We start from the raw sequence: 23,756 nt of genomic DNA on the forward strand, positions 1-23,756 counted from the left end.
AGAAAAATGTTAGACTATACCCCATGTGAAGAAGTAACCAGAGAAGCAGTAACCATTAACCCTGCAAAAACCTGCCAACCAATAGGCGCAGTCTATGCAGCTCTTGGTGTACACAACTGCATGCCGCACAGTCACGGATCCCAGGGATGCCTCTCCTATCTGCGTATGTGCTTAAGCAGGCACTACCGAGAAGCTGCCCTGGCAACTACCAGCAGTTTTTCGGAAGGAACTGCCGTATTCGGAGGCGCTGCAAACCTTAAGGAAGCCCTCGTAAACCTGACTACAATATACAAACCTGAAGTAATCGCCATCCATACTACTTGCGTCGCAGAAACAATAGGTGACGACGTAGGGGTCATCTTAGAAGATGTAGAGGCCGAAGAACTCATAGATCCTTCTATTAAGATCTGTGCAGCTTCTACTCCTAGTTACGTGGGCACCCATATTACCGGCTATGACAATATGGTAAAGTCCTTTGTAACCACCTTTACTAAAAAGAGCAAACCAAACGGGAAACTAAACATAATCCCCGGTTTTGTAGAACCTGGGGACATACGGGAAATAAAACGCATACTCTCAATAATGGGAATTTCCAGCATTGTGTTTCCCGATACGACTGATGTCTTTGATGCTCCTCTGACCGGCGAACCTGGAATGTATCCAAAAGGTGGGACTCCTATAGGAGATATAGAGGATTCTGCAAACTCAGTTGGAACTATTGCTCTCTGCAGGATGGCAGGAGGCTCAGCTGCAAAGATCCTTGAAGGCCGCTACAAAGTCCCGGCAAAAATAGGGCCTACTCCCATAGGAATCAGGAATACCGACCGTTTCGTAATGAACGCGGCAAAACTTGCTAATGTAGCAATTCCTCCCGAGCTTGAAGATGAAAGAGGAAGGCTTGTGGATATGATGACCGATGCACATCCACACTATCACGGAAAAAAGGTAGCTATTTACGGAGATCCTGATATCCTTACAGGCTTGACCAGTCTTGTGATGGAAATGGGCATGGAGCCTGTTGTAGTACTTACAGGAACCAAGAGTTCGGAGTTTGAAAAAGAAGTAGAAGGACTCATAGGTCCGGAGCACCCCGAAGCTGATGTAATTTCCGGAGGTGACATGTTTACCCTTCACCAGATAATCAAGAGAAAACCTGTTGATCTTCTTATAGGCAACACCTATGGGAAATTCATATCAAGGGCAGAGGATGTACCCCTGGTCAGGGTAGGGTTCCCGATTATGGACAGGGCAAACCTGCATTACTTCCCAATCATGGGATACGCAGGAGCTGCAAGACTTGTAGAGCGTATAGGAAATACCCTTCTTGACAGGAAAGACAGGGATGCTCCAGACTGGTTGCTTGAAACCATCCAGTAAATCATATTTTCAAAAAATTAACAGAATAACTGGTAAACTGCCGCTGCAAACCTGAAAACCAAAGCAGAGGGGAGTGAAGGAAATGAAGGAGAAAATTGGAATAGTGGATACTCTCGAAGAAAGGAAGCCATATATTACCAGAAAACAAGAAAAAGGGCAGGAAATTCCTCTTGCCTGTGATAATAACTCTCTTGCAGGAGCTATCAGCCAGCGAGCCTGTGTTTATTCGGGAGCCAGGGTTGTCTTAAACCCTGTAACCGATGCTGTTCACCTGGTCCACGGCCCAATCGGCTGTGCAGGCTATACCTGGGACATAAGAGGTGCAAAGTCCAGCGGGATTGAAACAAACCGCACCAGCTTTAGCACGGATATGAAAGAGATCGATGTAGTCTTCGGAGGAGAGAAAAAGCTTTCAAATGCTATTGATGAACTGGTGGAGCTCTACCACCCTCCTGTTATTTTCGTTTATTCCACGTGCATAGTTGGAATCATTGGAGATGATCTGGAGTCCGTGTGCAAGACTGCAAGCCAGAAACACAACATCCATGTAATTCCTGTAAAATCCGAAGGCTTCAAAGGCAATAAGTCCGACGGATACAAAGCTGCCTGTGACGCCTTAAAAAGGTTGATCAAAAGACCTTCCGAAGATGAAATTAAGAAGAAAGGCCCCAGAGTTCCTGAAACCATAAAGCCGAAGATTAACATTTTAGGGGACTTTAACGTAGCCGGAGATGTCTGGCTCGTAAAGCCTCTCTTTGAGCAGATGGGAATTGAGGTTATAGTCTCAATGACAGGAGACTCAACTGCAAAAGCCATATCAAGAGCAGCTGAAGCTGACCTTAACCTTGTCCAGTGCAGTGGGTCCATGACCTATCTTGCAAAGTGGATGCAAGCGGAATATGGAATTCCCTACTTAAACGCAAGTTTCTTCGGAATTGAAGATATCTCCTTAGCCTTGCGAAGAACTGCGGATTACTTTGGTTCCGAGGAGATAAAAAAGCGGGCAGAACAAATCCTGGAAACTGAAATAAACCGTATAATGCCTGAAATTTCCAGGGTCAGGGAAAAGGTCAAAGGAAAGAAGGCCGCCATTTACATGGGTGGACCTGCAAAAGCTCTCACGCTTATCAAAGGTTTTGACGAACTTGGTATGGAAGTCGTTATTATCGGAACCCAGACCGGGAAAAAAGAGGATTACGAGCAGATCAGTTATTCGGTCAGGGATGGGACGGTTATTGTTGACGATGCAAACCCCCTTGAACTTGCCGAACTGCTCATTAGACAGAAAGCTGACCTGATGGTTGCAGGCGTAAAGGAGAGATTTATTGCATACAAACTTGGAATTGCTTTCTGTGACTTCAACCACGACAGGGTGGTGGAGTTCGAAGGTTTTGATGGCTTTGTAAACTTTGCACGAGAAGTGGACGCTTCCATCAGCAGCCCTGTCTGGAAAGCTGTCAGACAGCGGATCCTGATACCCGAAATAGTGGGATCAGAACAGAAATTAGGTAAAATAGAGAAAGCAGCAGTAAAAGACATGACTTCTGGAGAAAATTACGCAAAAGAGTGTAAAGGCATACTCCTGAAACCTGAACTTTTGCACCAGAAATCCGAGGCTGCAGTTGAGAGTCAGGTATGAGGAGGCATTGAGATGACGAAAAGAAACTATGCAACTGTGAACCCCTGTGTTATGTGCCAGCCTATGGGAAGTGCCCTTGCTTTCAAGGGAATTGAGAATACTATGGTTCTTTACCACGGTTCTCAGGGCTGCAGCACCTATATGCGTCTGCTTCTTGCCCACCACTTCAGGGAACCTGTGGATATCGCATCAAGCTCGCTAAGTGAAAAAGGAGCAGTATACGGAGGCAGGGAAAACCTGAAAAAAGGATTGAGAAACGTGATTAACAGGTACAATCCGAAAGTAATCGGAGTTGCTACGACCTGCCTTGCCGAAACAATTGGGGACGATGTACCTGCAATTATCCGTGAGTTTAAAGAAGAACAAGAGATCGGAGACGACCCTGAAAAAGATATTATAATTATTCCGGTTTCAACTCCTAGCTATGGGGAAAGCCACGTAAGCGGATATATAAAAGCTTTAGACGCAGTTGTCAGGAAATTTACGGAAAAAACTGAAGAAGAAAAAACCGTAAAAATTCCAAATGGAAAGCTTAACGTCATCCCTGTTGAAAGTCTATCCCCTGCTGATGTACGTGAACTCAAAGAGATCTTTGATGTTATGGCTGGAGATTATATTTTCCTGCCTGATATTTCCGAAACTTTTGACGCTCCGCTGAGAGAAGATCTCCCAAAAATTGCACCGGGTGGTACCCCACTTTCCGAAATTGCTGACATGCCAAACAGTCGAGCAAGCCTGGGCCTGGGTACGGTTAGTAAGAACTTAGCAGTTAAATATCTGGAAGAATCATATGGCGTGCACGGATACGATGTTCCAATCCCAATAGGGCTTTCAAATACTGACATTTTCTTCACTGAGCTGGTAAAGATTATTGGATGTCCCATACCTGAAAAATATCAGAAAGAAAGAGGTAGGCTCCTCGATGCTATGGTTGACGTGCACAAGTACCTGTACGGGGTAAAAGCCGCTGTTTATGGAGATCCTGATTTTGTATTTAGCCTCACAACCTTCATGCTGGAACTCGGGATAAACCCGGTTCTGATAGCTACAGGAAGTAAAAGCAGGGACTTTGAAACAAAAATCCGGCAAATAGTTGAAAAAACAAACCCGGAACTCGAACCTGTGGTTCTGAATGGAATTGACTTTGACACTTTTAACGATGCAGTCAGCCAATGTAATCCAGAAATCCTTATAGGAAATTCCAACGGGAGATACATTGCAAAATCCCGGAACATCCCTCTTGTAAGGGTCGGCCTACCAATACATGACAGAGTCGGTGCACAGCGCATCCTTAATATAGGTTATAGAGGGGCTATGGAATTGCTGGACAGAATCACCAATACGATCCTGGAAGCTACCGATACTTTCACTGCTCCAAGACAGGCAGAACCGGCAGCATATACCGAAAAGAGAAGCGAAGAAGAGTGTGTTGAAGGACTGCGATGAGTGGAAAAAACGGCGATTCTATAGTCAAGAACTAAAATTTCTTCGCAACTTAAACTTTTTCATAATTTAAGTTTATTCACCAATCTTAAGTGAAAGATTAATCACAGAAAGCGTGGAAAACACAGAATAAAGAAAATAGGGGTATAATTCTTCCGTGCTTTCCGTGCCTTTCGTAGTTATAAAGTAAAATGCAAATACTTAAGTTAAGGACTATAATTATTGCAGCGGTTCTCTGCTTTGGTTTCTTTTCTCGCAGTTTTTTCTGAAGCGTGAACGACTACTACGCTAAACACTTAATGGCTTTTCATCTTTTTTCTAGGTTAAATCAATAACCTGCGGATAAGACCAGATTTTCAAATTTGTTACAATCCTTTGAAAACGTTTTCATTACTGAGGTCTTAAGATATCAAATGAGCCTATCCAAAAACATTATCTAATCCACTATGGACAGCAACACTAAAACTGCCATTTTGACATTATGACGGTTTTTGGATAGACTCAATATTAAATTTAATTGCAGAAAATTTTTCATCTGCAAGTTCGGTATTTTTGGAAAAAAGAAGAGCTAAATCTCCTTCATTTTAATGGCGAGATACAGCCCGTAAACTTCAACAAAACGACAAATTTAAATTTTTTAGATTTTAGATGTTAAAACAATTTGACTCAGTGCATGCACAATACAGTAAGTTCCCGTCTTTCGAACTCTCTAATTGATTACACCAGTATAGGCAGATTTGGATAATTTATAGATAAATAAGTCCATATTTATTAGTTATTAACTTAAATAAGACTTTTATACATTAATATTGAGTAATGTTTTCTTTTATACTTATTTTTGAATATGGGTTAAGACATGTACTCAAATAAATAATTTATGGCCAAATCATTAAACAGTAAAAATATTGGAAAATAATCCAGACTCAAAATCCGCTTGAAAATTGCATTGTTAGAGAGAGTGGACATAAAACTTATAAGGAGTTAAGAAAGAGAAGTTTATGGAGTTTGAAAGTACTTGCCAGGGAACTCAAACCCCACAAAACATGCCCTATGAGGCAGTTATCATGTTTAGCTGTGCGAATATTTAAGCTTGCCTGATTCTGCCTCCTAGGGTAATAAGGAGGATAAATATGAAACGTAATAGAATTGGAATAAGTATACTTGTTTTGGTAATGCTGATTGGTATGGCGTTGATACCGGCCGCAGGTGCACAGAAAGAGGATAATTATTCTGTAACTGCTGAGGAAGCTTTTAAACATGCTAATGCAAACATGATAAGTTTTATAGCAGCTAATACACCAGGCTTTGAAAATTGGACAGGGGCGTCTATTAATCCCAAACCAATTGAGCTTTATGACATAAACGGTAAAAAATTATTTTATCAATTCTCAGTATATAAAGAAAATAAATTAACAGGTACAATCGACGTTTGTGCCGATAAAACGTTGGGACCTTCTATCTACGATATTAAATTTGATCCTAAACCTTATAAATCGGCGGAAGTCATGAAAAAATCAATAGAAATAGCCAAAAGTGAGTATTCAGATGGAAAAATTAAATCAACCAATTTGGTTGTATACAGCTATCCGAGTATAGGTGCAATGACCATAGTAAAAGACAAGACTACTGGAGTTGAACATCGGATATTTGTAGATGCATACACCCTTGAAGAGGTCGAAGATAAACCAGCAACTGAAACCGAACCTGGAGTTTGGTCAATGTATGACCAGATTTTGAAGTCTGGAAAGGAAAACAATTTAAAAGAATGGCAAAAAAGTGATGAACTTGCCAAATCTACAGAACAAGCAGCAACTAATAAAGGAGTTAATATTAATGCTGCAGTTACTGAAGAAAATATTAAAAAACTCAGTAGTGATGCAATAGTTCTAGGTTCATTTACAGGTAAAATACTTGATATTAACGGTATTGGGCAAGAACGAGATGTTTTTTGTGGTCCAGCATGTATTCGAATGGTTTGTAAGTACTATAATAAACCGACCCCCATTCCTACGCAAGATCAAATTTATAGGGGTGATGGACTGTGGAGTTGGAATCCTGCTTCCATATACACGTCTGGGCTCTCAGCTGGTGATATTGTAAAATGGGCTACATATCGATGGGGGAAGACGGGAACTATAGCTACTAGCTTTTCTAATAGTGTCGCTATATCAGAAATTGAAAACAATAGACCATTCTTCAGTATGATTCCAGGTCATTTTCGACTTTGTAGAGGATATATAGCTCAAAATGGGTATACATATTTGCGTCTTAATGATCCACTGCCTGTTGGTTCGACATATGGTAATGCCGGATTACTTGAACGCACATACGGCAGTTCAGAATCTACACGCATATATGTAAGGTAATAATTCCTCAGAGGAGTTCGATAAACTTCTGGTTTTCAACGGTTGCTTATGAACCTATATAACAACCAGCCAAAGACTGGGGTTTATCGAAACCTCCTTATTTATAGGGTATAGGTATAAACAAAATCCAGGAGAGAGTCGCTGATGTTGTTGCTTTTTAATGAGTCCATAAGTTGGGATTTAAAATGGAAGAAATAACATATGATAAAATATATCGAGAGCATACTCTCCTAAAAATTTTTGGAATAGCTTCACTTACGATTTTAATATTGGCTGGTGTAGCATGTACGGCTCCATTTGCATATGTGACAAATATGGGGGATTATAATCTGAGAGGTTATTATTACGATACGAATTATAATGGTACTCTCCCGACTCCTAATGTCGCTGTAATTGACACAGCAACTAACAATGTTACAGCCAGAGTGCCTCTCGGCGATGGGTGGCCTGTAGGAGTTGCAGTCAGCCCTGCAGGAACAAAGGTATATGTGGTGGACTCACCTATGGACGTCTCCAATGTTTATGTAATTGACACGGCCACAAATATGGTTAGTGCCAAAGTGAATATCGGAAGTAGCTATCCTTCGGAAATTACAGTTAACCCTGCAGGAACAAGAATTTATGTGACGAAACAGCATGATTACACCGATATCTCTGTAATTAACACAGCGACAAACACCTTAATGGCACCGATTATTGTGGGGCCGAGTACTTACAATGTTGCATTTACACCGGATGGAAAAAAAATCTATGCTGTAAACAGTCGAAACAACACTATTTATGTAATTGATGCGGCTACAAACAAAGTTACAGCCAATGTATCTGTAGGAGACAGTCCTTATGAAGTTCTAGTCACACCGGACGGAAAAAAGGTATACGTATCTAACTATAACAGCAGCACTGTGTCTGTAATTGACACAGCCACGGATAATGTTACAGCGACAGTGCCTGTAGGAGACTCGCCTCATCGTGTTGCAGCTACTTCTGATGGAAATAAAGTATATGTAGCTAACAACAATACTGTCTCTGTAATTGATACAGCCACGGATACTGTAATAGCCACCGTGCCTGTAGGAACTTTTTCTCGTGAAATTGTAATCAGTCCAGATGGAAGTAAGGTATATTTAGGAAACTTTTACAATAAAAGTGTCACTGTAATTAATACAAAAACAAACACCGTTACAGCCAGAGTGCCTGTAGGAGAATGGCCCATGGGAATTGCAGTCACACCGGACGGAAAAAAGGTATATGTGGCAAACGCTGACAGCGACAATGTCTCTGTAATTGACACAACCACAAATAACGTTACGGCTACTGTGAATGCAGGAATCTATCCTACCGGAGTTGTAATTGTTCCTTTTATGGATTCTAATATGACTGCACAAAGCACAGGGGCAACCTCCAATACAACTGAAGGTATAGGAGTTGAAGAACCTAACTTATCATCACCTGAAGAAAAAAAAGCCGTAAAATTCAGTGGTTCAAACAATAATAGTTTTGAGTCTGATAACGGTAATAGCCCAAGTGAAAATGACTCGAGCAAAGATAACTCTACTCCAGGCTTTAGTTTATTGGGAGGCTTGATCTGTCTTTATGGAATGTGGAAGTTCAGGAAGAAGTAATACAGGGCTTGGAGTACCAGACCACTGAATGGCATAATGTTTTTTTGCTTCTACCTTGCTTCGCCTCTTTAGGAAAAAAGAAGGGCTAATCCCTGTCAACTTTAACAAAACAGCAAATTTAAAATTTTATATTTCAGAGGTTAAAACAATTTTTCAACATCCTTCTTTAACCCTGAACCCCCATATTCTACCTTTTAATTTTTTACATAATTTACCTTGGTCAGCCAGTTGTAGTAACCTATTTTTGTAAGTATTGGGTTGCACCCTACTTTCTCGGCAACCTCGGTTGCAGTGCAGGTAGCTTCAGCCATACATTCATCTACAGCTTTTAAAAATTCATCATTCTCAAACTATTTTGCAAACCAAGAGTCGTCCTATGTTCTTGGTTTTGTTTTCTTCCACTATCTTTTTCCAGAAACTCACATACGTTTTGTTCGTCCATTTCTATCTTGGGTACATTCAGGTCTTTCATCATACTATCATTTACTTTATCGCATTGCTCAGCTACACGAGCTAACCATCGCTTTACACTAGCAGATTCTACCTCTAAAACATCGGCAATGGCTTCAATGCTCATTCCTTTCATAGACATTTTCAGAGATAAATCAATAGTTTGCTCATCTTTACGGTTTGCTCATCTTTACGAAGATCGTGATAAAAGGTACCTGTTAATCATTGAATACTTTGCCACATTGATGGCAAACATATCTTCTTGTTTTCTTTCCACGACTTATGTAAGTTCCATTTCCAGTAATATTGCCTTGGTTAGTAAAACCATAGAGCTTGCAGTTTTTGTTCGGACAAGCAACGTCAAAGAATTGTGGTTTTGGACCTCGTTTTCCCATAAACATATGATGTTAAAATATATAATACCAATCGGATACAAATTGACCATCTATAAATCCAGAACCAGATAAATTCCCCTGACAAACGGAGGCCCAGCGTATTATGATACAAGAAGGTTCTCACTAGCTATTTGGATGAGTTCTCCTCTTGCATCATTTTCTTTTGTTCCTTTTATGCCTTCAATAGATTCATTGATTAGCTAGTGTTCTGGCAACTTAATTACGATACACAACGTAGACAATTTCTCATCAGCATAAAGTGATTTTATGATACACAACGTAACAGTTTCTCATCAGCATAAAATGATTTTGAGTTTAGTCAGGGGATTCATAATAAAATGGTTGAGATACTAGATGGCAGAATGACTCAGGAAGCAAACGTGCTTTAGCCACTGGTAGCTCACAGTGCTATAATGGCTCTTACAGAAAGTAGTCCAAACACCAGGAAACCTATGATATAAAACACGGTTGTTTCTATAGTCGGTTTTTCAGCATTCTCTATTTTTATTTCCTCATCCTTAGAGACGGTTTTGTTCAACTTGTTTTTTAACCAATTTAAAGTAAAAATAACTACTACCGCCATTCCTATTATCTCAGGAATAAAAGTGCGTTCAAGACTAAAACCTTGTGACAAGTTAAGTGTAAAAGATTCTTTGAATAGCATTAATAAGAATGCGATTCCATTAGAAATGTCGTCTTTCGGAAAACTCCATCCAAGTAGAGGCCAGAATAAGGTTTTTGGAGTATTCCACATCTGATCTTCCATAAGATGGAAAAAAGAACCTGACGCAAGGGTAATAATTACTATATCGTTTCTTTTATTATAGAAATATAAACCTATTAGGAAGAGAGTAATAGAAAATAATAATGTATGGCTTATCATGCGTCCATTTGAAATTGTTGATGCAAAGACAATCAGTCCTAATGGTTTATCTATCAAATCAGGCAGAAGAGCTCCAATAACGAGATACCTTTTGTCTATGATAGTTTTTAACTGTGGTGCAATATATGAGAATACAAAAAATATTCCAAGTGTAATACCAATATGTCCAAAGAGCAGCATGGTAACACAAAGAAATCCTTACTAAATATATAAAAATGTTCGCATTGAATAAAATAATCAGTTAATTATAGTCACGAGGCTAAATAATGCAACTGCTCAAATGAGATACAATGAGATTTTTGCTGCAACAATTACAGGCGTGACTATAAATGATAAAAAAATAACAGATAATACTGAGATTATTCTGAATTAATATTGTAACTATTTATCCTATCTAAAACAACATCATTAGCCATCTTTATTAAGAGTCAATAGACAAATTCCTGTAAATTGCTTTTTTAGGAATGGTAGCGATTGACTGTGTTTTTTCATTGGTCATAAACTATTTCTCTGATACCTTATATTCGTTAGAATCAATATCAATAGACATATTTAGATAGGTTAAATAGTTACATAATACTTGTTATTGTGACTAAACTTACTCTATAGGATTTATTTTTTATACAGATTTAGTCTCTTTTTACAGCTTTCATAATCGCTGCCCCTTCCTGGCTCTCAACCTCTACTGCGAAGCCAACGTTTTCGAAAAGCTCTTGCCATCCGGCTTCCGAGAGTTGAGGCCCGTGGTGGTGGTGTTCTGCAAGCGGTTCAACTGCTATCAACAGGCCGCCATTTTTAAGCACTCTCTTGATCTCGAACAGAGCAAATTTAATGTCTTCCAGGTGGTGAAGCATTAAAAAGCAGGTAGCCACATCCATTGAACCAGCTTCAAAAGGAAGGGCATAGGCGCTTCCGGTTTTGAATATCACATTCGACACGCCAAGGACATCAGCATTCATCTGCGACTGGCCTGTAAGAGAATCATGAAGATCAATTCCATAAACCTTCGAATCAGGATTGTTTCTTGCAAGCTCTATGGTAAGGCTTCCAAAGCCGCTTCCGATATCGAGAATCGTTTCTCCTTTTATGTCAGGAAGCACAGAAGGAAGCACTTTTGATCGAACGCGTACCATGTGGTCTTCAGGAAACGTTGCTCTCTTTGCTTTTTCTGCATCTATTTTCATAAAAGGCAGGATAGCATAGACTTTTGATCCGTTGATTGCCATAAGTCCTCTTACGTAAATTCTGTCAGTTTCGGTTACGATACGTTCAACAATCGAAACTCCGACATCCCTGCAAAAACGCATATTCCATTCTTCCCTGTTCTCAGGGAACTGAATATTCAGGGGAGTATGGACTATGATATAATGAGAATACTCCGGCTTGAAATAATCTGACATGGATTCAGGTTCATTCAGGCAAATTTCACTGATACTGTCTCTGAAAAGGGAAAGAATTTGCAGAGAAGTCTCATCAGCCTCGCTTTTTACACTTCCAATTTCTCCGAACATATCTCTAAATTTGCTTTTACTAAATAAAAGCTCTCTGACAGGAATATTTGAAAACAGGAAAAGGAACTCACACCAGATAACCAGAATTCCTATTTTTAAAATACAGTAACAAGATAGGGAATCGAAAAACTGAAAATAGATTCCTTAATTGGAGAAAGACCCAATTTACTTTAGCGTTTTTTTGGATGAGACTGCTTTAATATTCAATGGCAATATAGGCAGATTTAAATATCAAGAAACCGGATACAAGATACCTATTGGTGGTCGTGATGAAATACATAATTGCAATGATAAGGCCGGAAAGGCTCGATGCAGTCAAACGAGAACTTCAAAAACTTGAAGTAAATAGACTGACTGTATCATCGGTTGCCGGCTATGGTGCGCAAAAGGGGCATTTAGAAATTTACAGGGCAACTGAACACGAAGCAAATCTTCTTGAAAAAGTTAAGATTGAAATTGCAGTGGAAGATCAGTTTCTGCAATCGGTTATTGAAGCCATAAAAACCGGAGCAAAAGGCAAGGACGGTTACATCGGAAGCGGCAAGATATTTGTGCTTCCTTTAGAGAATGTAATGCGGATTCGGACAAACGAAACCGGACCAGATGCTCTATGAGGGAATGAGTATGGCTATTGAAGCAGCAGACACTGTATGGGTACTAATCTCGTCTGCACTTGTATTGTTAATGCTTCCCGGACTTGCACTGTTCTATGGTGGGCTTGTCCAGCGTAAAAACGTTCTGAGCAGCATGATGCATTCATTTGTTGCGATGGGCGTCATGGCTCTGGAATGGGTATTGATAGGTTACTCGCTTGCATTTGCAGATGGCAACTGGTTTGTAGGCGGCCTTGGACATGTATTCCTGAAAGGGATAGATGTATATTCAGTGACTGGCACAATTCCGACTTATGCATATGTTGCGTTTCAGGGAATGTTTGCAATAATTACACCTGCTCTGATTTCAGGTGCAATTGTAGGACGTGTGAAGTTTAAATCTTATATTGCATTCATTGCACTATGGGGACTTATCGTATATGCACCTGTCTGCCACTGGGTCTGGGGCGGTGGGTTCCTAACTGGGGAAGCTCTTGATTTTGCAGGCGGTACAGTTGTGCACATAACTTCAGGTATCTCCTCACTTGCAATTTTGACATACCTTGGCAAAAGACGCGGTTTTGGAGTAGATCCACTAAAACCACATAATGTTACTTTGACGCTTCTTGGAACCGGCCTTCTCTGGTTCGGATGGTTCGGGTTTAACGCAGGTTCTTCACTTGCTGCAAACGAGATTGCATCCCTTGCATTCATTACAACGCTTGTAGCTCCAGCAGCTGCAGGATTTGTCTGGATGGCCCTTGAATGGCATCACTTAGGGTATCCAACTGCTCTGGGATTTGCAACAGGGATTCTAGCCGGACTTGTCGCAATAACTCCAAGTGCAGGCTTTGTCACACCAATGGCAGCAATTCCTATAGGTGCGATCACAAGTTTCGTATGCTACAACGCTGTAGGACTCAAAGAAAGACTTGGATATGATGACTCGCTGGATGCCTTTGGAGTACATGGTGTAGGTGGAATAGTAGGTGCACTTCTAGTAGGCGTATTTGCAAGTGTAGGAGGAACTGGCCTCTTGCTTGGAAATTCCAGCCAAATGTTAATCCAGCTTCAAGGCGTTGTCGTCACAATTGTTTATGCAGCTGCCGGGACTCTCCTTATTGGATTCATACTTAACAAGACTATAGGGCTTAAAGTCAGCGAAAGTGAAGAAAACATAGGACTTGACAAAACACAGCATGGCGAAGTTGCATATAACATTTGAGTACAGACTGTGAGTACAGGCAAAAATTTACTGTACTTTTTTAATTTTTCCGTGATCTTGAACATTAGGAAAAAATCTATACAAGCATACAATCAAGAGTAAGACCCTAAAGATGAAAGTAAAGGAATGCAAAAACAAGACATGAATTCAAAAACATGATTTTTGAAGAAAACTCAGTTTCATGGATGGAGTAGTGTTTACATGAAACTGCCGTTTTCTTTTGTTATCATCCCAGATAGTTTGTCATCATCCCATACATTTTTGTTTTGAATTACTTGTTTTCTTGCTTTTCCGCAATGATAAATCCCATCTTTAATCGTGATGATAAATCCCGTATTTAATCATGATTTCTCGCAGAATTACATGAAAATTCAATTTTGTGTAATCTGAAATGGAAATTTATATGTACAAGAAACTAGGAAAAAGGTAAGATCTTTGAGATTTCCTAGTTATTGTATAAATATAGATGGGATGATATTATGTTAAATACCGGCTCTACAGGCTTTATGCTGCTTGCGACAAGTCTTGTAATGCTAATGACTCCTGGTCTGGCATTCTTCTACGGAGGACTTTCCTGTAAGCGGAATATTTTAGGAATTATGATGCAAAGCTTTGTTTCGATGGGAGTAACAACTGTTTTATGGTTTTTTATCGGATATTCTCTATGCTTCAGTGGAGGAGAAGGCGCAATCATAGGAAACCTGGACAAAATGTTTTTACACGGAATTACCCCGACTACAATAATCAAAGGTATGGGGTTCCCGGAAATTGTATTCGTGGCTTACCAGATGATGTTTGCAATTATAACCCCGGCTCTGATTACGGGAGCATTTGCAAACCGGGTTACTTTTAAAGCTTATCTTATTTTCCTTGTTCTCTGGCAGCTTTTTGTTTACTATCCTTTTGTCCATATGGTCTGGGGAGGCGGTCTGCTTGCACAGATGGGAGTTCTTGATTTCGCAGGCGGAATCGTTGTCCATGCTACAGCCGGCTTTGCAGCTCTTGCTTCGGTCTTTTACGTAGGCTCAAGAAAGTATAATAAAATAACAAAACCAAACAATGTTCCGTTAATGGCTATCGGAACTGCTCTTCTGTGGTTTGGATGGTACGGCTTTAACGCCGGAAGCGAACTCAATGTAGATGGGATTACTTCACTTGCGTTCTTGAACAGTGACATTGCAGCCTCTTTTGCAGCAATAACCTGGATGACAATGGAATGGTATAAGGAAGGAAAACCAAAGTTCGTAGGGCTTATGACAGGAGCAGTTGCAGGCCTTGCAACAATTACTCCGGCAGCAGGTCTTGTTTCTTTACCCGTGGCTGCACTAATGGGAATCCTCGGATCAGTTGTCTGCTACTTTGCCGTACATCTTAAAAACAAAATGGAATGGGACGATGCTCTTGATGTATGGGGTGTCCATGGAATTGGGGGCGTTACCGGCACAATTCTACTTGGAGTCTTTGCCTCGACGGCTATAAACCCGGTAGGAGCTGACGGACTGCTTTACGGCGGCACAGCATTTTTTATTAAAGAAGTTGTGGTTGTTGCAGCTACTTCAGTCTATGCATTTGTGTTTACCTACATTATGTTGATGCTAATAAACACAGTAACTCCGGTCAAAGTTACGGACGAAGAACAGCTTATAGGCCTGGATATTTCTATGCACGGAGAATGTGCCTACGACACTATTCACTGAGAAAAACAGGTTATTCAATTAACGAAAAAGTTAGGGGCCCTCCCAATTATTTTTTCTTTTTTTTCAGCCCCTTATTATTACTTTGAATAGTTGTTATTCAGAATAGTTTTTTCAGAATATTTCTTTTCTTAGAACAATTTTTTCTTAGAACAGTTGTTTCCTTAGAACAATTTTTTCTTAGAATAGTTGTTTCCTTAGAACAATTTTTTCTTAGAACAGTTGTTTCCTTAGCATTGTTATAGCTAGAATCAGCGAGAAAAACAATGTCATTATGAAAATGATCACAAACGCATGGGGGTTATTCTCGAAAGGGACGTCAACATTCATTCCAAAAAAGCTTGCAACCATTGTTGGGACTGACAGAACGATTGTTACTGAAGTCAGGAATTTCATGACAATGTTTAAATTGTTGGAAATAACCGAGGCATACGCATCCATTGTTCCGGTCAGGATATTGCTATAAATATTTGCCATTTCAATCGCCTGCTTATTTTCTACAATAACATCTTCGAGAAGGTCCGTATCGTCAGGATACATCTTAACAGGAGTGGACCTCAGGATTTTCTCAAGGACTATTTCATTGCTTTTTAAAGATGTAGAGAAATATACAAGGCTTTTTTCCAGCTCAAGAAGCTGGATTAATTCCTTATTTTTCAGGGATTTATGCAATTTGGATTCGATTTTATCACTTGCTTTATCGATATGCCTGAGATATTGAAGATATAACTTTGAGTTTCGATACAGGATCTGTAAAAGAAAACGTGTTTTTTTGAACGTATAAAAGGATTTTATTCTCTGGTCGATAAAACTTTTAATAACGTAATTCTCCTGAAGAGAGACCGTTACGATGTTTTTGCCAGTAATTATAATCCCAAGGGGAATTGTATAAAAAATTCCTCCGTCCTGCAAGTTAGCACTCGGTACAGGTATATCTATTAATACAACAGTACAGCCTTCATCAACCTCAATTCTGGAACGTTCCTCTTCATCAAGTGCAGCTTTAAGATGTTCAGCAGGAATATTCAGGTCTTTTGAAATGAAAAGAATTTCCTGCTCGTTTGGATTTACAAGATTAATCCATGCGCCGTCTTCAACCTGGTCAAGAGTTGTCAGTCCGGAATCTGTCGATTTAAATATCTGAAGCATGGATGTTCCTCTCCCTGTTGGCAGTATAGAATACATTCACTCAAAATGAGAATAGAATTTACAGGGCTTCAAGCAGAACGCTTATCTATAAATATATTTTCATAATAAATATTTTTTGTGTGTTTGTTAATGTACTAAACTTTCTCTTCTCTTTGTTTTCCTGTTTATCCTAATTTCTTATTCGAAAATGCCTGCAAGGATAATTAAATTTGAAAACTAATCAGGCAGGGTTTAATTCAAATTGTTTTGAAATAGGAAATTTTATATAGGTTGCTTCAAACATGTTTGAAATAAGGAATATTGAGGTGAATACGATGAAAATCGAAATACTTGGTACAGGATGTTCAAAATGCAATAAAACAAAAGAAATGGTAGAGAAAGCTGTAAAGGAAACAGGTATAGATGCTGAAATTGTCAAGGTAGAGGATTTCGATAAAATTCTGGGATACGGAGTCATGGTCACTCCTGCTCTTGTAATTGACGGAGATGTTAAAGTCGCGGGTAAAGTTCCAAGCGTCGATAATATCAAAAAATGGATCAAAAAATAAACCTGTCGAAATGGACTAATGAATCAAAAATAAACCTGTCTAAATGGACTGAAGCATTAGCCCGGAACTAAAAACTAAAATAATAGTTTCTTTAGGAGAAATCCAGGATTACAGTTACATTGAGAGAAATCCAGGATACAGTTACTTTAAGATAAATCCAAGGTCAGTGTGAAAAACATGCCAGAAGAAACAAAATGTGCATGCGGCTCGGCAAATGTGGCAATTTTCCCATGTGTAGGAGCAGCAAATGTTGGCCAGCTCTCAAACAGAATCGCAATAGAGCTCGAAAAGCAGGGCATAGGAAATCTTATGTGCACTGTCGGGATCGGTGCAAGAGCTCCGGGACTTATGAAGTCTGCCGAAGCTTCTGATCGTATTATCGCAATTGACGGTTGTCCTGTAAACTGTGCCAGCAAGACCCTTGAACTTGCAGGGTTTAAAGTTGATAGACAGATTGTAATCTCCAAACTTGGGATCAAGAAAAGCAAGGAAAAAGATCTCAAAGACCAGGAAGTAGCAGATACTCTTGGAAAAGTCATGGAAATCCTTCAATCCGAGTGATCTCACATTTTAATCTTTTATATTTTAATTTGAAGTCCTTCCCTTTAAATCTACAAAAATCGCTCTTTAAAAAAAATTGATGAGAGAAATTTCAGCTTGTTTACAGGGTTTTTTAACCATTTTATAGAGAGTTTTTGTCACTAAAACTTGTTGGTATTAATTTAGTCATTTTAACCGGTTTTAATGGCCGATTTATCTTTTTATTCAAGGAAAAGAGCCAGCAAGGCTTTGAAGGGAATTATAGAGTGAAAAAAGTAAAAGTAAATTGCAATATATCTGAAAATAGACTCACTTGCAGCAGTCGCATCTGCTACACGAAGGAAGAAGATTCTTGTTGCTGCTTTCTACTTCCCAGCATCCAAAACAGAGCTTTATTGTGCCAAGTTTCCTGTGATTTGCTCTAAGAAGTGAGGTTTCATCCTTTCCGCAAATAGAACATTTAACCATACTTGAAACCCTCAGTTAGTGCATTTACAACTCAGTTTTTAACGTTTGAGCTTTAAATTTAACGTTTGAGCTTTAAATTATTGTTTTCGTACCAGTATTGAACGTCGGTGTGACAATATCTCTCGGTGTGACAATGTCTCAATCTAATTTCACTCTAATTCAGGTATTATTATAAATATTTACTTAGAGCGACAAATTTATATTTTGTAATAATCATATAAATATATATTGATATAATATAGCATAATATGAGAATCACAAAAAAAGTGTGAATAACTGGAAGAAGGAACTCAAAATGGTCGATATATTTTACCCTCTTCAATGGATTGCAGACAAATTGACATACGAGGTTTTCGGGATTGCACCCGATACGCACCTTGCAGCAAGTGTTAACTTCATTATTTACGATGTGATGAAAATTTTCTTGCTGCTTGCAATGATGATTTTTTTCATTTCTTACCTCAGGACCTATATTACTCCGGAAAGAACCCGTAGAGTACTTGGAAATAAAAAAGGGATTAAATATCACATTCTTGCATCTCTTCTCGGGACAGTAACTCCTTTTTGCTCGTGTTCATCCGTTCCGATTTTCATTGGGTTTGTAGAGGCAGGCATACCTCTTGGAATTACTTTTTCATTCTTGATAACCTCACCTCTTGTAAATGAAGCTGCAGTTGCTGCTCTCTGGGCAACGCTCGGCCTTAAAGCAACATTAATCTATATAGTATCAGGAATTATACTGGGAGTTCTTGGAGGTATTCTAATTGGCTTCCTTAAGCTGGAGAGATACGTAGAGGATTTTGTTTATAAGATAAAAGTGGGACAGCAGACTGCAAACCCCGAAGAGTTAACAGTAAAAGAACGAGTAAATACTGCCTTTGAAAACGTAAAAGACATCGTGGGAAGAGTATGGATCTATGTAATTATAGGCGTTAGCATAGGAGGTATTTTCCACGGATATGCACCTGAGGGAATTTTAGAGAAATATGCAGGCAAGGATAACCTGCTTGCAGTGCCGATTGCCGTTCTGATTGGAGTTCCGCTGTACTCAAATGTTATGGCAATGATTCCTATCGTAGAAAGCCTGATTGGGAAAGGTCTTCCCATAGGAACTTCTCTTGCGTTTCTCATGTCCGTTACAGCTGTTTCACTGCCTGAAATGGTTATTCTTAAAAAGGTGCTGAAAAAAGAGCTAATAGCAATCTTTGTCTCAATCGTGGCAGTTTCGATAATTCTCACAGGATATCTATTCAATATACTGCTATAACCAATATAAGCTCCTTTCTTCCTATCTTTTTACTTTATTTTTTAATTAAGAAGCATTTCTGAAATAAGCTATCAAGTTCTTCTCTATATTCGTAGTATAATTGTACCTATACTACAGTACAATTATCCCTTATATTACAGTGCAATTATCCCTTATATTACAGTGCAATTATCCCTTTTATTACAGTGCAATAATCTCTTTCCGTATATAATGCAATTCATTTAAAAAACATATTCCAACTATTATAAGAATTATAAGAAAATTAATATATTAGAGATATCAAGATTAATATAAATATAAAGATAAAATCACTTTCTTTAAATATCACCTTGTTATATAAATTATTGTAATAATTTGATATTATTATTTGTCGTTTATTTTGATGTTTTAATTTAAAACTGTGATTTTCACAGGTTACTCAATAAATGAGTCTCAGGAGCAATACAAAAGTAAATTAAAATCAGTATGTTTAAATATAGCTTTGTTCATGCTAATTTATACTACTTAAGTAGTACTGGGATTATTTGGTAGTATCTATTGACACTCAGTAATATTTATAACGAGGATGTAAACAAGAAAAAAACAATATTTGGGGGCTATTTTGTCCATTATTCTCGTTAGTAATATAAAAGTAAAAAGAAAATCACTATCTTTAAATATGCCTTTGTAATAATAAGAATTGGCAACATGTCGAATTTATATCGATGTTATTCGCATATTATTATTTCTTGTAATTTTGATATAAGAATACTATAATATTTGTGGAATATTAGTCCATATTCTTATATACTCAGGAATTGCGCAGTTGGACTGGGAAATCAATATATTAAGTTATTCGAGTATATAGAAAATAGGTTATAAAAACGTCCAAAATATTGGATTCTATTTTTCAGCTGCATAAGTTCCAGCATTATAAGTTGAGAATAACAGATCGGAGGATTAATAGATCGGAGGATACGCTGTATGATAGAAAACACCGTTATGCTATTAATTATAGTACCCCTACTGTTTTCGTTATTATTTATAGCCCTTCCCAAATCGCTATACAAGTATCTGGCTTGGGCTTTTTTCATAATTGGAATAGCTTTATCCGTTAGTTTAGTATTAGGTGGTACTGGAGTAGTCCCGGTTGAGGGACCAAATTTTGCAATGTATGAAAACATTGTCCTTGTACTCGAAGTACTGGTAATACTATATATTCTTGCTGTGTCAGCAAAATATAAAAACTGGCCTACACTTGGACTTGGAATAATTTCAGCAGCCTTATTTGCTTACACTTATGCCAATGTTCCAGGTGCTGAAAGTGCTTCTTTTAATATTGATCAACTGTCTCAGCTCATGATATTGATTGTGAATATAGTCGGTACTGCGATTATTTTATTCGCAACTGGATACATGGATCAGTATGAAGAGCACAGGCATCTTAATAGACAAAGGACATTTTACTTTACAATGAGCTTCTTCCTGGCAGCCATGAATGGTCTGGTAATGTCTGACACACTAGGATGGCTGTATCTTTTCTGGGAACTAACAACTCTGTGTTCATTCGTGTTGATCTCATATAACATGGATGAAGAAGGAATAAACAACGGTTTCAGGGCTCTGTCCTTAAACCTTGTCGGCGGAGTTGCTATGTCCATAGGCATAATTCTGCTTGCAACTAAATATGATATAAATTCCCTTACTGGGATTGCAACTTACGCTGGAACTGATGCAGTAGCGCTGGCCGCTTTAGCCCTTCCTGTTGCTTTACTCTGTATTGGAGGCTTTGCGAAATCTGCTCAGATGCCCTTCCATAGCTGGCTCTTGGGTGCAATGGTAGCTCCAACTCCTGTTTCTGCTTTACTGCACTCAAGCACGATGGTAAATGCTGGTGTGTTTTTAATTGTCAAGCTTGTACCAGCTTTTGCTAATACATCCCTCGGAACAGCTATTGCAGTTTACGGTAGCTTCACCTTCGTTATCTGCTCAGCTTTAGCCTTATCTCAAAGAAACGCCAAAAGAGTGCTTGCTTATTCAACTATTGCAAATCTAGGATTAATTATCGCAAGCGCCGGGATAGGCACACCTCTGGCTGTAGCTGCTTCGATGATGCTTATTCTGTTCCACGCTATATCAAAAGGTCTCTTATTCCTGTGCACAGGTGAAATTGAGCACACCATAGGAAGCAGAGATATAGAGGACATGTCAGGATTAATAAAGAAGGCTCCTCTTCTCACCTCCATTGCAGCTCTGGGAATGATATCCATGCTATTACCTCCTTTCGGAGTATTGCTTACAAAATGGGTATCAATGGAAGCTGCTTCAAACAACCCTGTTGTGATAATATTCATAGTACTTGGAAGTGCACTCACCACAGTTTATTACTCTAAATGGCTTGGAACAATCTTATCATCCAGCATGGATAAAAACGCAGTTCCCCATAAAAAACTGGAAACATATTTCCCACTATCGGTTCTTGCGTTATCCATTATAGGTACAAGTATCTTTATATTTTCAATATACAACTACTTCGTCGGACCTCAGGTCGAAATTCTACTAGGAAATGTTCCTAATATTACAGGACCAGTTGGACAATTTACCTCTGAAATAGGAGCATTTGATTATGCAGCAGTATTCGTAGTGCTCGCTCTGGCTATTCTGATCTACCTCGCTACCAAGAACACCACAACTCGTAAAGTTAACTTCTATATGTGCGGGGAAAACAACCTTGAAAAAGACGGGTTAATGTTCAGAAATGGAGTTTGCGATTACGAAAAATGCAGTGTCTCCAACATCTATCTTCAGAATATTTTTGGAGAAAGTAAACTTACAACATTTGGATATGCAATTTCCATAATTCTGATTGTAATTGCATTAGCAGGAGGAGTAGGATTATGAATGATATTCTAACAATTATTCTTGTCTTAATTGGTGCTCCTATCCTCGGCTGTTTAGCCTCAGGAATAGACAGGAAACTCACTGCAAGATTGCAGGGTAGAGTAGGTCCTCCTCTTTTGCAGCCATACTATGATGTTAGGAAGCTCCTTAGCAAAGACAACATAGTTGTAAATCCATCTCAAAACTTTTACGTAATTGTGTACCTCGCCTTTATCATTTTGAGCCTTTTGATGTTAGTTTTCAAACAAGACTTCTTGATGATAATATTCGTCTACACAGTAGCTTCGGTAGCTCTAGTTGTAGGAGGAATGAGCACCGGTTCTCCGTATGCTAGAATAGGAAGTTCAAGGGAAATAATGGCTATACTGTCCTATGAACCAGTTTTAATTTTATATGCTCTTGCAATCTACTTGCTTACCGGCACTTTCAAGTTATCAGCTCTGTTAGATGCATCATCCCCTCTGCTAATGTATACGCCTCTTATATTCATAGCAATGATAGTTGTTTTGAATATAAAATTGAAAAAATCACCCTTTGACTACTCAACCTCTCACCATGGTCATCAGGAACTGATTAAAGGTATGACGACTGAATATGGAGGGCCAGGATTTGCCACCATTGAGATCGCACACTTTTATGAATACGTGTTCTTAACTGGACTCATATTCTTATTCTGGGCATCAGCCCCAGTAATAGGTGTGCTTATAGGTATCATTGCTTACTTGCTTGTAATTGTTATAGATAACATTACTGCAAGAGTGTACTGGCAGTGGATGCTCAAACTGAGTTGGACAATCCTGCTAGTAATTTCGCTTGTGAACATAGCATTCCTGTACGTTAGTGGAGTCAAATTAATTTAAAAAGAGGGACACTTATGAGTTTGGCAAAATCCCCATGGATTATACATGTTAACTGTAACAGTTGCAACGGTTGTGATATTGAAGTAGTGGCCTGTCTTACTCCCCTATATGATGCTGAAAGATTTGGCGTTATAAACATTGGTACTCCCAAGCAAGCTGATATAATGGTGGTTACAGGCTCAGTGAATTATAAGAATGTAAATGTGCTTAAAAACCTTTATAACCAGATTCCTGATCCAAAAGTAGTTTTAGCTGTAGGTGCCTGTGCATCTACAGGTGGGATATTCCATGATTGCTACAATGTGGTAGGTGGCGTGGATCAGGTCATACCAGTAGATGCATATGTTCCTGGATGTTGCCCAAGACCTGAAGCCATACTTGACGGAGTAGTAGCAGCACTTTCAATACTTGAAAATAAGAAGAAAGGGAACATCAAAGGAAAAGAAGTAAAATTGAAAGGAAACGAGGTGCCATCAAATGCTTGATAATGTGATTCAAAATATAACAGAAATAAAAAGCAGTGACGAACTGCTAAAAACTGTTGAAGGTTTAAAAAGCGATGGCTATCGATATTCTACGATGATATGCCTGAAAGCTGACGAAGGCCATGAATTGATATATATCTTTGAGAAAGATAACAAATTAAAGAATCTAAGGTACTTTGTAAAACCAGGTGAGAAACCCAAGAGCATGTCAGGCATTTATTTATGTGCTCTTTTGATCGAGAACGAGTACCAGGATCTTTTCGGATTGACTTTCGAAGGTTTAGCAATAGATTATAAGGGTCACCTTTACCTGACACCAAACAGTCCAAAAGCTCCCTTAGCCTAAAGCAATTTGAGAGGA

General features: G+C 38.8%; 19 protein-coding genes and 1 pseudogene. 15 read left to right on the forward strand and 5 right to left on the reverse strand.

Features of this window, described 5'->3' with window-relative positions:
• The first annotated feature begins 6 nt into the window (after positions 1-6).
• The 5 genes from nifK (at position 7) to MSBRM_RS14795 (ending at position 8,447) form a co-directional block, all read left to right on the forward strand.
• Positions 7-1,377, forward strand: coding sequence for a nitrogenase molybdenum-iron protein subunit beta (gene nifK / locus MSBRM_RS14775; RefSeq protein ID WP_048121474.1), 1,371 nt, complete (start codon positions 7-9; stop codon positions 1,375-1,377).
• An 82-nt stretch (positions 1,378-1,459) separates the two neighbouring features.
• Entirely contained in the window at positions 1,460-3,016 is a 1,557-nt protein-coding gene (nifE, locus tag MSBRM_RS14780; protein ID WP_048121476.1) for a nitrogenase iron-molybdenum cofactor biosynthesis protein NifE, read from the forward strand.
• Between the two features lie 12 nt (positions 3,017-3,028).
• The gene (locus tag MSBRM_RS14785; protein ID WP_048121478.1) at positions 3,029-4,462 is read left to right on the forward strand and encodes a nitrogenase component 1; all 1,434 of its coding nucleotides are present in this window, start codon (positions 3,029-3,031) and stop codon (positions 4,460-4,462) included.
• Positions 4,463-5,589: 1,127 nt separating this feature from the next.
• A complete protein-coding gene (locus MSBRM_RS14790) occupies positions 5,590-6,825 on the forward strand; it encodes a C39 family peptidase (RefSeq protein WP_048156199.1) in 1,236 nt (411 codons plus the stop codon).
• 185 nt (positions 6,826-7,010) lie between these two features.
• Positions 7,011-8,447, forward strand: coding sequence for a YVTN family beta-propeller repeat protein (locus MSBRM_RS14795; protein ID WP_048156201.1), 1,437 nt, complete (start codon positions 7,011-7,013; stop codon positions 8,445-8,447).
• Between the two features lie 433 nt (positions 8,448-8,880).
• Here MSBRM_RS14795 and MSBRM_RS20605 read toward each other — a convergent pair.
• From MSBRM_RS20605 to MSBRM_RS14810, 3 genes and pseudogenes are all read right to left on the reverse strand, one after another.
• Positions 8,881-9,292: pseudogene (locus tag MSBRM_RS20605) on the reverse strand (transposase); the annotation flags it as partial.
• A gap of 400 nt (positions 9,293-9,692) precedes the next feature.
• Positions 9,693-10,355 (reverse strand): metal-dependent hydrolase, encoded by a 663-nt coding sequence (locus MSBRM_RS14805; RefSeq protein WP_069575376.1) that lies wholly within the window; start codon positions 10,353-10,355, stop codon positions 9,693-9,695.
• Positions 10,356-10,804: 449 nt separating this feature from the next.
• Positions 10,805-11,686, reverse strand: coding sequence for a class I SAM-dependent methyltransferase (locus tag MSBRM_RS14810; RefSeq protein ID WP_048121486.1), 882 nt, complete (start codon positions 11,684-11,686; stop codon positions 10,805-10,807).
• Positions 11,687-11,955: 269 nt separating this feature from the next.
• Here MSBRM_RS14810 and MSBRM_RS14815 point away from each other — a divergent pair, with 269 nt between their 5' ends.
• The 3 genes from MSBRM_RS14815 (at position 11,956) to MSBRM_RS14825 (ending at position 15,201) form a co-directional block, all read left to right on the forward strand.
• Positions 11,956-12,300, forward strand: coding sequence for a P-II family nitrogen regulator (locus MSBRM_RS14815; protein ID WP_048121488.1), 345 nt, complete (start codon positions 11,956-11,958; stop codon positions 12,298-12,300).
• 10 nt (positions 12,301-12,310) lie between these two features.
• Positions 12,311-13,504, forward strand: coding sequence for an ammonium transporter (locus tag MSBRM_RS14820; RefSeq protein WP_048123504.1), 1,194 nt, complete (start codon positions 12,311-12,313; stop codon positions 13,502-13,504).
• A 479-nt stretch (positions 13,505-13,983) separates the two neighbouring features.
• Positions 13,984-15,201: an ammonium transporter gene (locus MSBRM_RS14825; RefSeq protein ID WP_048121490.1), complete on the forward strand. Its 1,218-nt coding sequence runs from the start codon at positions 13,984-13,986 to the stop codon at positions 15,199-15,201.
• Positions 15,202-15,411: 210 nt separating this feature from the next.
• Here the strand turns inward: MSBRM_RS14825 and MSBRM_RS14830 are convergent, their stop codons facing one another.
• Positions 15,412-16,347 carry a magnesium transporter CorA family protein gene (locus tag MSBRM_RS14830; RefSeq protein WP_048121491.1) on the reverse strand — a complete coding sequence of 312 codons (936 nt, stop codon included), beginning with the start codon at positions 16,345-16,347 and terminating at the stop codon, positions 15,412-15,414.
• Between the two features lie 314 nt (positions 16,348-16,661).
• On the opposite strand from MSBRM_RS14830, the gene MSBRM_RS14835 reads away from it, so the two are divergent.
• Positions 16,662-16,895: a thioredoxin family protein gene (locus tag MSBRM_RS14835; protein ID WP_048123506.1), complete on the forward strand. Its 234-nt coding sequence runs from the start codon at positions 16,662-16,664 to the stop codon at positions 16,893-16,895.
• 177 nt (positions 16,896-17,072) lie between these two features.
• Positions 17,073-17,456, forward strand: a complete 384-nt coding sequence (locus MSBRM_RS14840) for a putative zinc-binding protein (RefSeq protein WP_048123508.1) — start codon at positions 17,073-17,075, stop codon at positions 17,454-17,456.
• Between the two features lie 288 nt (positions 17,457-17,744).
• Here MSBRM_RS14840 and MSBRM_RS20910 read toward each other — a convergent pair whose 3' ends face one another.
• Positions 17,745-17,903: a hypothetical protein gene (locus MSBRM_RS20910; protein ID WP_176722172.1), complete on the reverse strand. Its 159-nt coding sequence runs from the start codon at positions 17,901-17,903 to the stop codon at positions 17,745-17,747.
• Positions 17,904-18,198: 295 nt separating this feature from the next.
• Here MSBRM_RS20910 and MSBRM_RS14845 point away from each other — a divergent pair, with 295 nt between their 5' ends.
• The 5 genes from MSBRM_RS14845 (at position 18,199) to MSBRM_RS14865 (ending at position 23,741) form a co-directional block, all read left to right on the forward strand.
• Positions 18,199-19,170, forward strand: a complete 972-nt coding sequence (locus MSBRM_RS14845) for a permease (protein ID WP_048121493.1) — start codon at positions 18,199-18,201, stop codon at positions 19,168-19,170.
• Between the two features lie 963 nt (positions 19,171-20,133).
• Positions 20,134-22,050, forward strand: a complete 1,917-nt coding sequence (locus MSBRM_RS14850) for an NADH-quinone oxidoreductase subunit 5 family protein (protein ID WP_048121495.1) — start codon at positions 20,134-20,136, stop codon at positions 22,048-22,050.
• Positions 22,047-22,910, forward strand: a complete 864-nt coding sequence (locus tag MSBRM_RS14855) for a respiratory chain complex I subunit 1 family protein (protein ID WP_048121497.1) — start codon at positions 22,047-22,049, stop codon at positions 22,908-22,910. The genes MSBRM_RS14850 and MSBRM_RS14855 overlap by 4 nt, the downstream gene beginning before the upstream one ends.
• Positions 22,911-22,924: 14 nt before the next feature.
• Positions 22,925-23,395: an NADH-quinone oxidoreductase subunit B family protein gene (locus MSBRM_RS14860; RefSeq protein WP_048121498.1), complete on the forward strand. Its 471-nt coding sequence runs from the start codon at positions 22,925-22,927 to the stop codon at positions 23,393-23,395.
• Positions 23,388-23,741 carry an NADH-quinone oxidoreductase subunit C gene (locus MSBRM_RS14865; protein ID WP_230628923.1) on the forward strand — a complete coding sequence of 118 codons (354 nt, stop codon included), beginning with the start codon at positions 23,388-23,390 and terminating at the stop codon, positions 23,739-23,741. Before MSBRM_RS14860 ends, MSBRM_RS14865 begins: the two co-directional genes overlap by 8 nt.
• Positions 23,742-23,756: the final 15 nt, after the last annotated feature.

Origin of the sequence: Methanosarcina barkeri MS, assembly GCF_000970025.1 — an archaeon.
GTDB lineage: Archaea > Halobacteriota > Methanosarcinia > Methanosarcinales > Methanosarcinaceae > Methanosarcina > Methanosarcina barkeri.

Coding starts and splice junctions, on each gene's coding strand:
- nifK (WP_048121474.1), top strand. CDS start 7: ATGTTAGACTATACCCCATGTGAAGAAGTAACCAGAGAAGCAGTAACC.
- nifE (WP_048121476.1), top strand. CDS start 1,460: ATGAAGGAGAAAATTGGAATAGTGGATACTCTCGAAGAAAGGAAGCCA.
- MSBRM_RS14785 (WP_048121478.1), top strand. CDS start 3,029: ATGACGAAAAGAAACTATGCAACTGTGAACCCCTGTGTTATGTGCCAG.
- MSBRM_RS14790 (WP_048156199.1), top strand. CDS start 5,590: ATGAAACGTAATAGAATTGGAATAAGTATACTTGTTTTGGTAATGCTG.
- MSBRM_RS14795 (WP_048156201.1), top strand. CDS start 7,011: ATGGAAGAAATAACATATGATAAAATATATCGAGAGCATACTCTCCTA.
- MSBRM_RS14805 (WP_069575376.1), bottom strand. CDS start 10,355: ATGCTGCTCTTTGGACATATTGGTATTACACTTGGAATATTTTTTGTA.
- MSBRM_RS14810 (WP_048121486.1), bottom strand. CDS start 11,686: ATGTTCGGAGAAATTGGAAGTGTAAAAAGCGAGGCTGATGAGACTTCT.
- MSBRM_RS14815 (WP_048121488.1), top strand. CDS start 11,956: ATGAAATACATAATTGCAATGATAAGGCCGGAAAGGCTCGATGCAGTC.
- MSBRM_RS14820 (WP_048123504.1), top strand. CDS start 12,311: ATGGCTATTGAAGCAGCAGACACTGTATGGGTACTAATCTCGTCTGCA.
- MSBRM_RS14825 (WP_048121490.1), top strand. CDS start 13,984: ATGTTAAATACCGGCTCTACAGGCTTTATGCTGCTTGCGACAAGTCTT.
- MSBRM_RS14830 (WP_048121491.1), bottom strand. CDS start 16,347: ATGCTTCAGATATTTAAATCGACAGATTCCGGACTGACAACTCTTGAC.
- MSBRM_RS14835 (WP_048123506.1), top strand. CDS start 16,662: ATGAAAATCGAAATACTTGGTACAGGATGTTCAAAATGCAATAAAACA.
- MSBRM_RS14840 (WP_048123508.1), top strand. CDS start 17,073: ATGCCAGAAGAAACAAAATGTGCATGCGGCTCGGCAAATGTGGCAATT.
- MSBRM_RS20910 (WP_176722172.1), bottom strand. CDS start 17,903: ATGGTTAAATGTTCTATTTGCGGAAAGGATGAAACCTCACTTCTTAGA.
- MSBRM_RS14845 (WP_048121493.1), top strand. CDS start 18,199: ATGGTCGATATATTTTACCCTCTTCAATGGATTGCAGACAAATTGACA.
- MSBRM_RS14850 (WP_048121495.1), top strand. CDS start 20,134: ATGATAGAAAACACCGTTATGCTATTAATTATAGTACCCCTACTGTTT.
- MSBRM_RS14855 (WP_048121497.1), top strand. CDS start 22,047: ATGAATGATATTCTAACAATTATTCTTGTCTTAATTGGTGCTCCTATC.
- MSBRM_RS14860 (WP_048121498.1), top strand. CDS start 22,925: ATGAGTTTGGCAAAATCCCCATGGATTATACATGTTAACTGTAACAGT.
- MSBRM_RS14865 (WP_230628923.1), top strand. CDS start 23,388: ATGCTTGATAATGTGATTCAAAATATAACAGAAATAAAAAGCAGTGAC.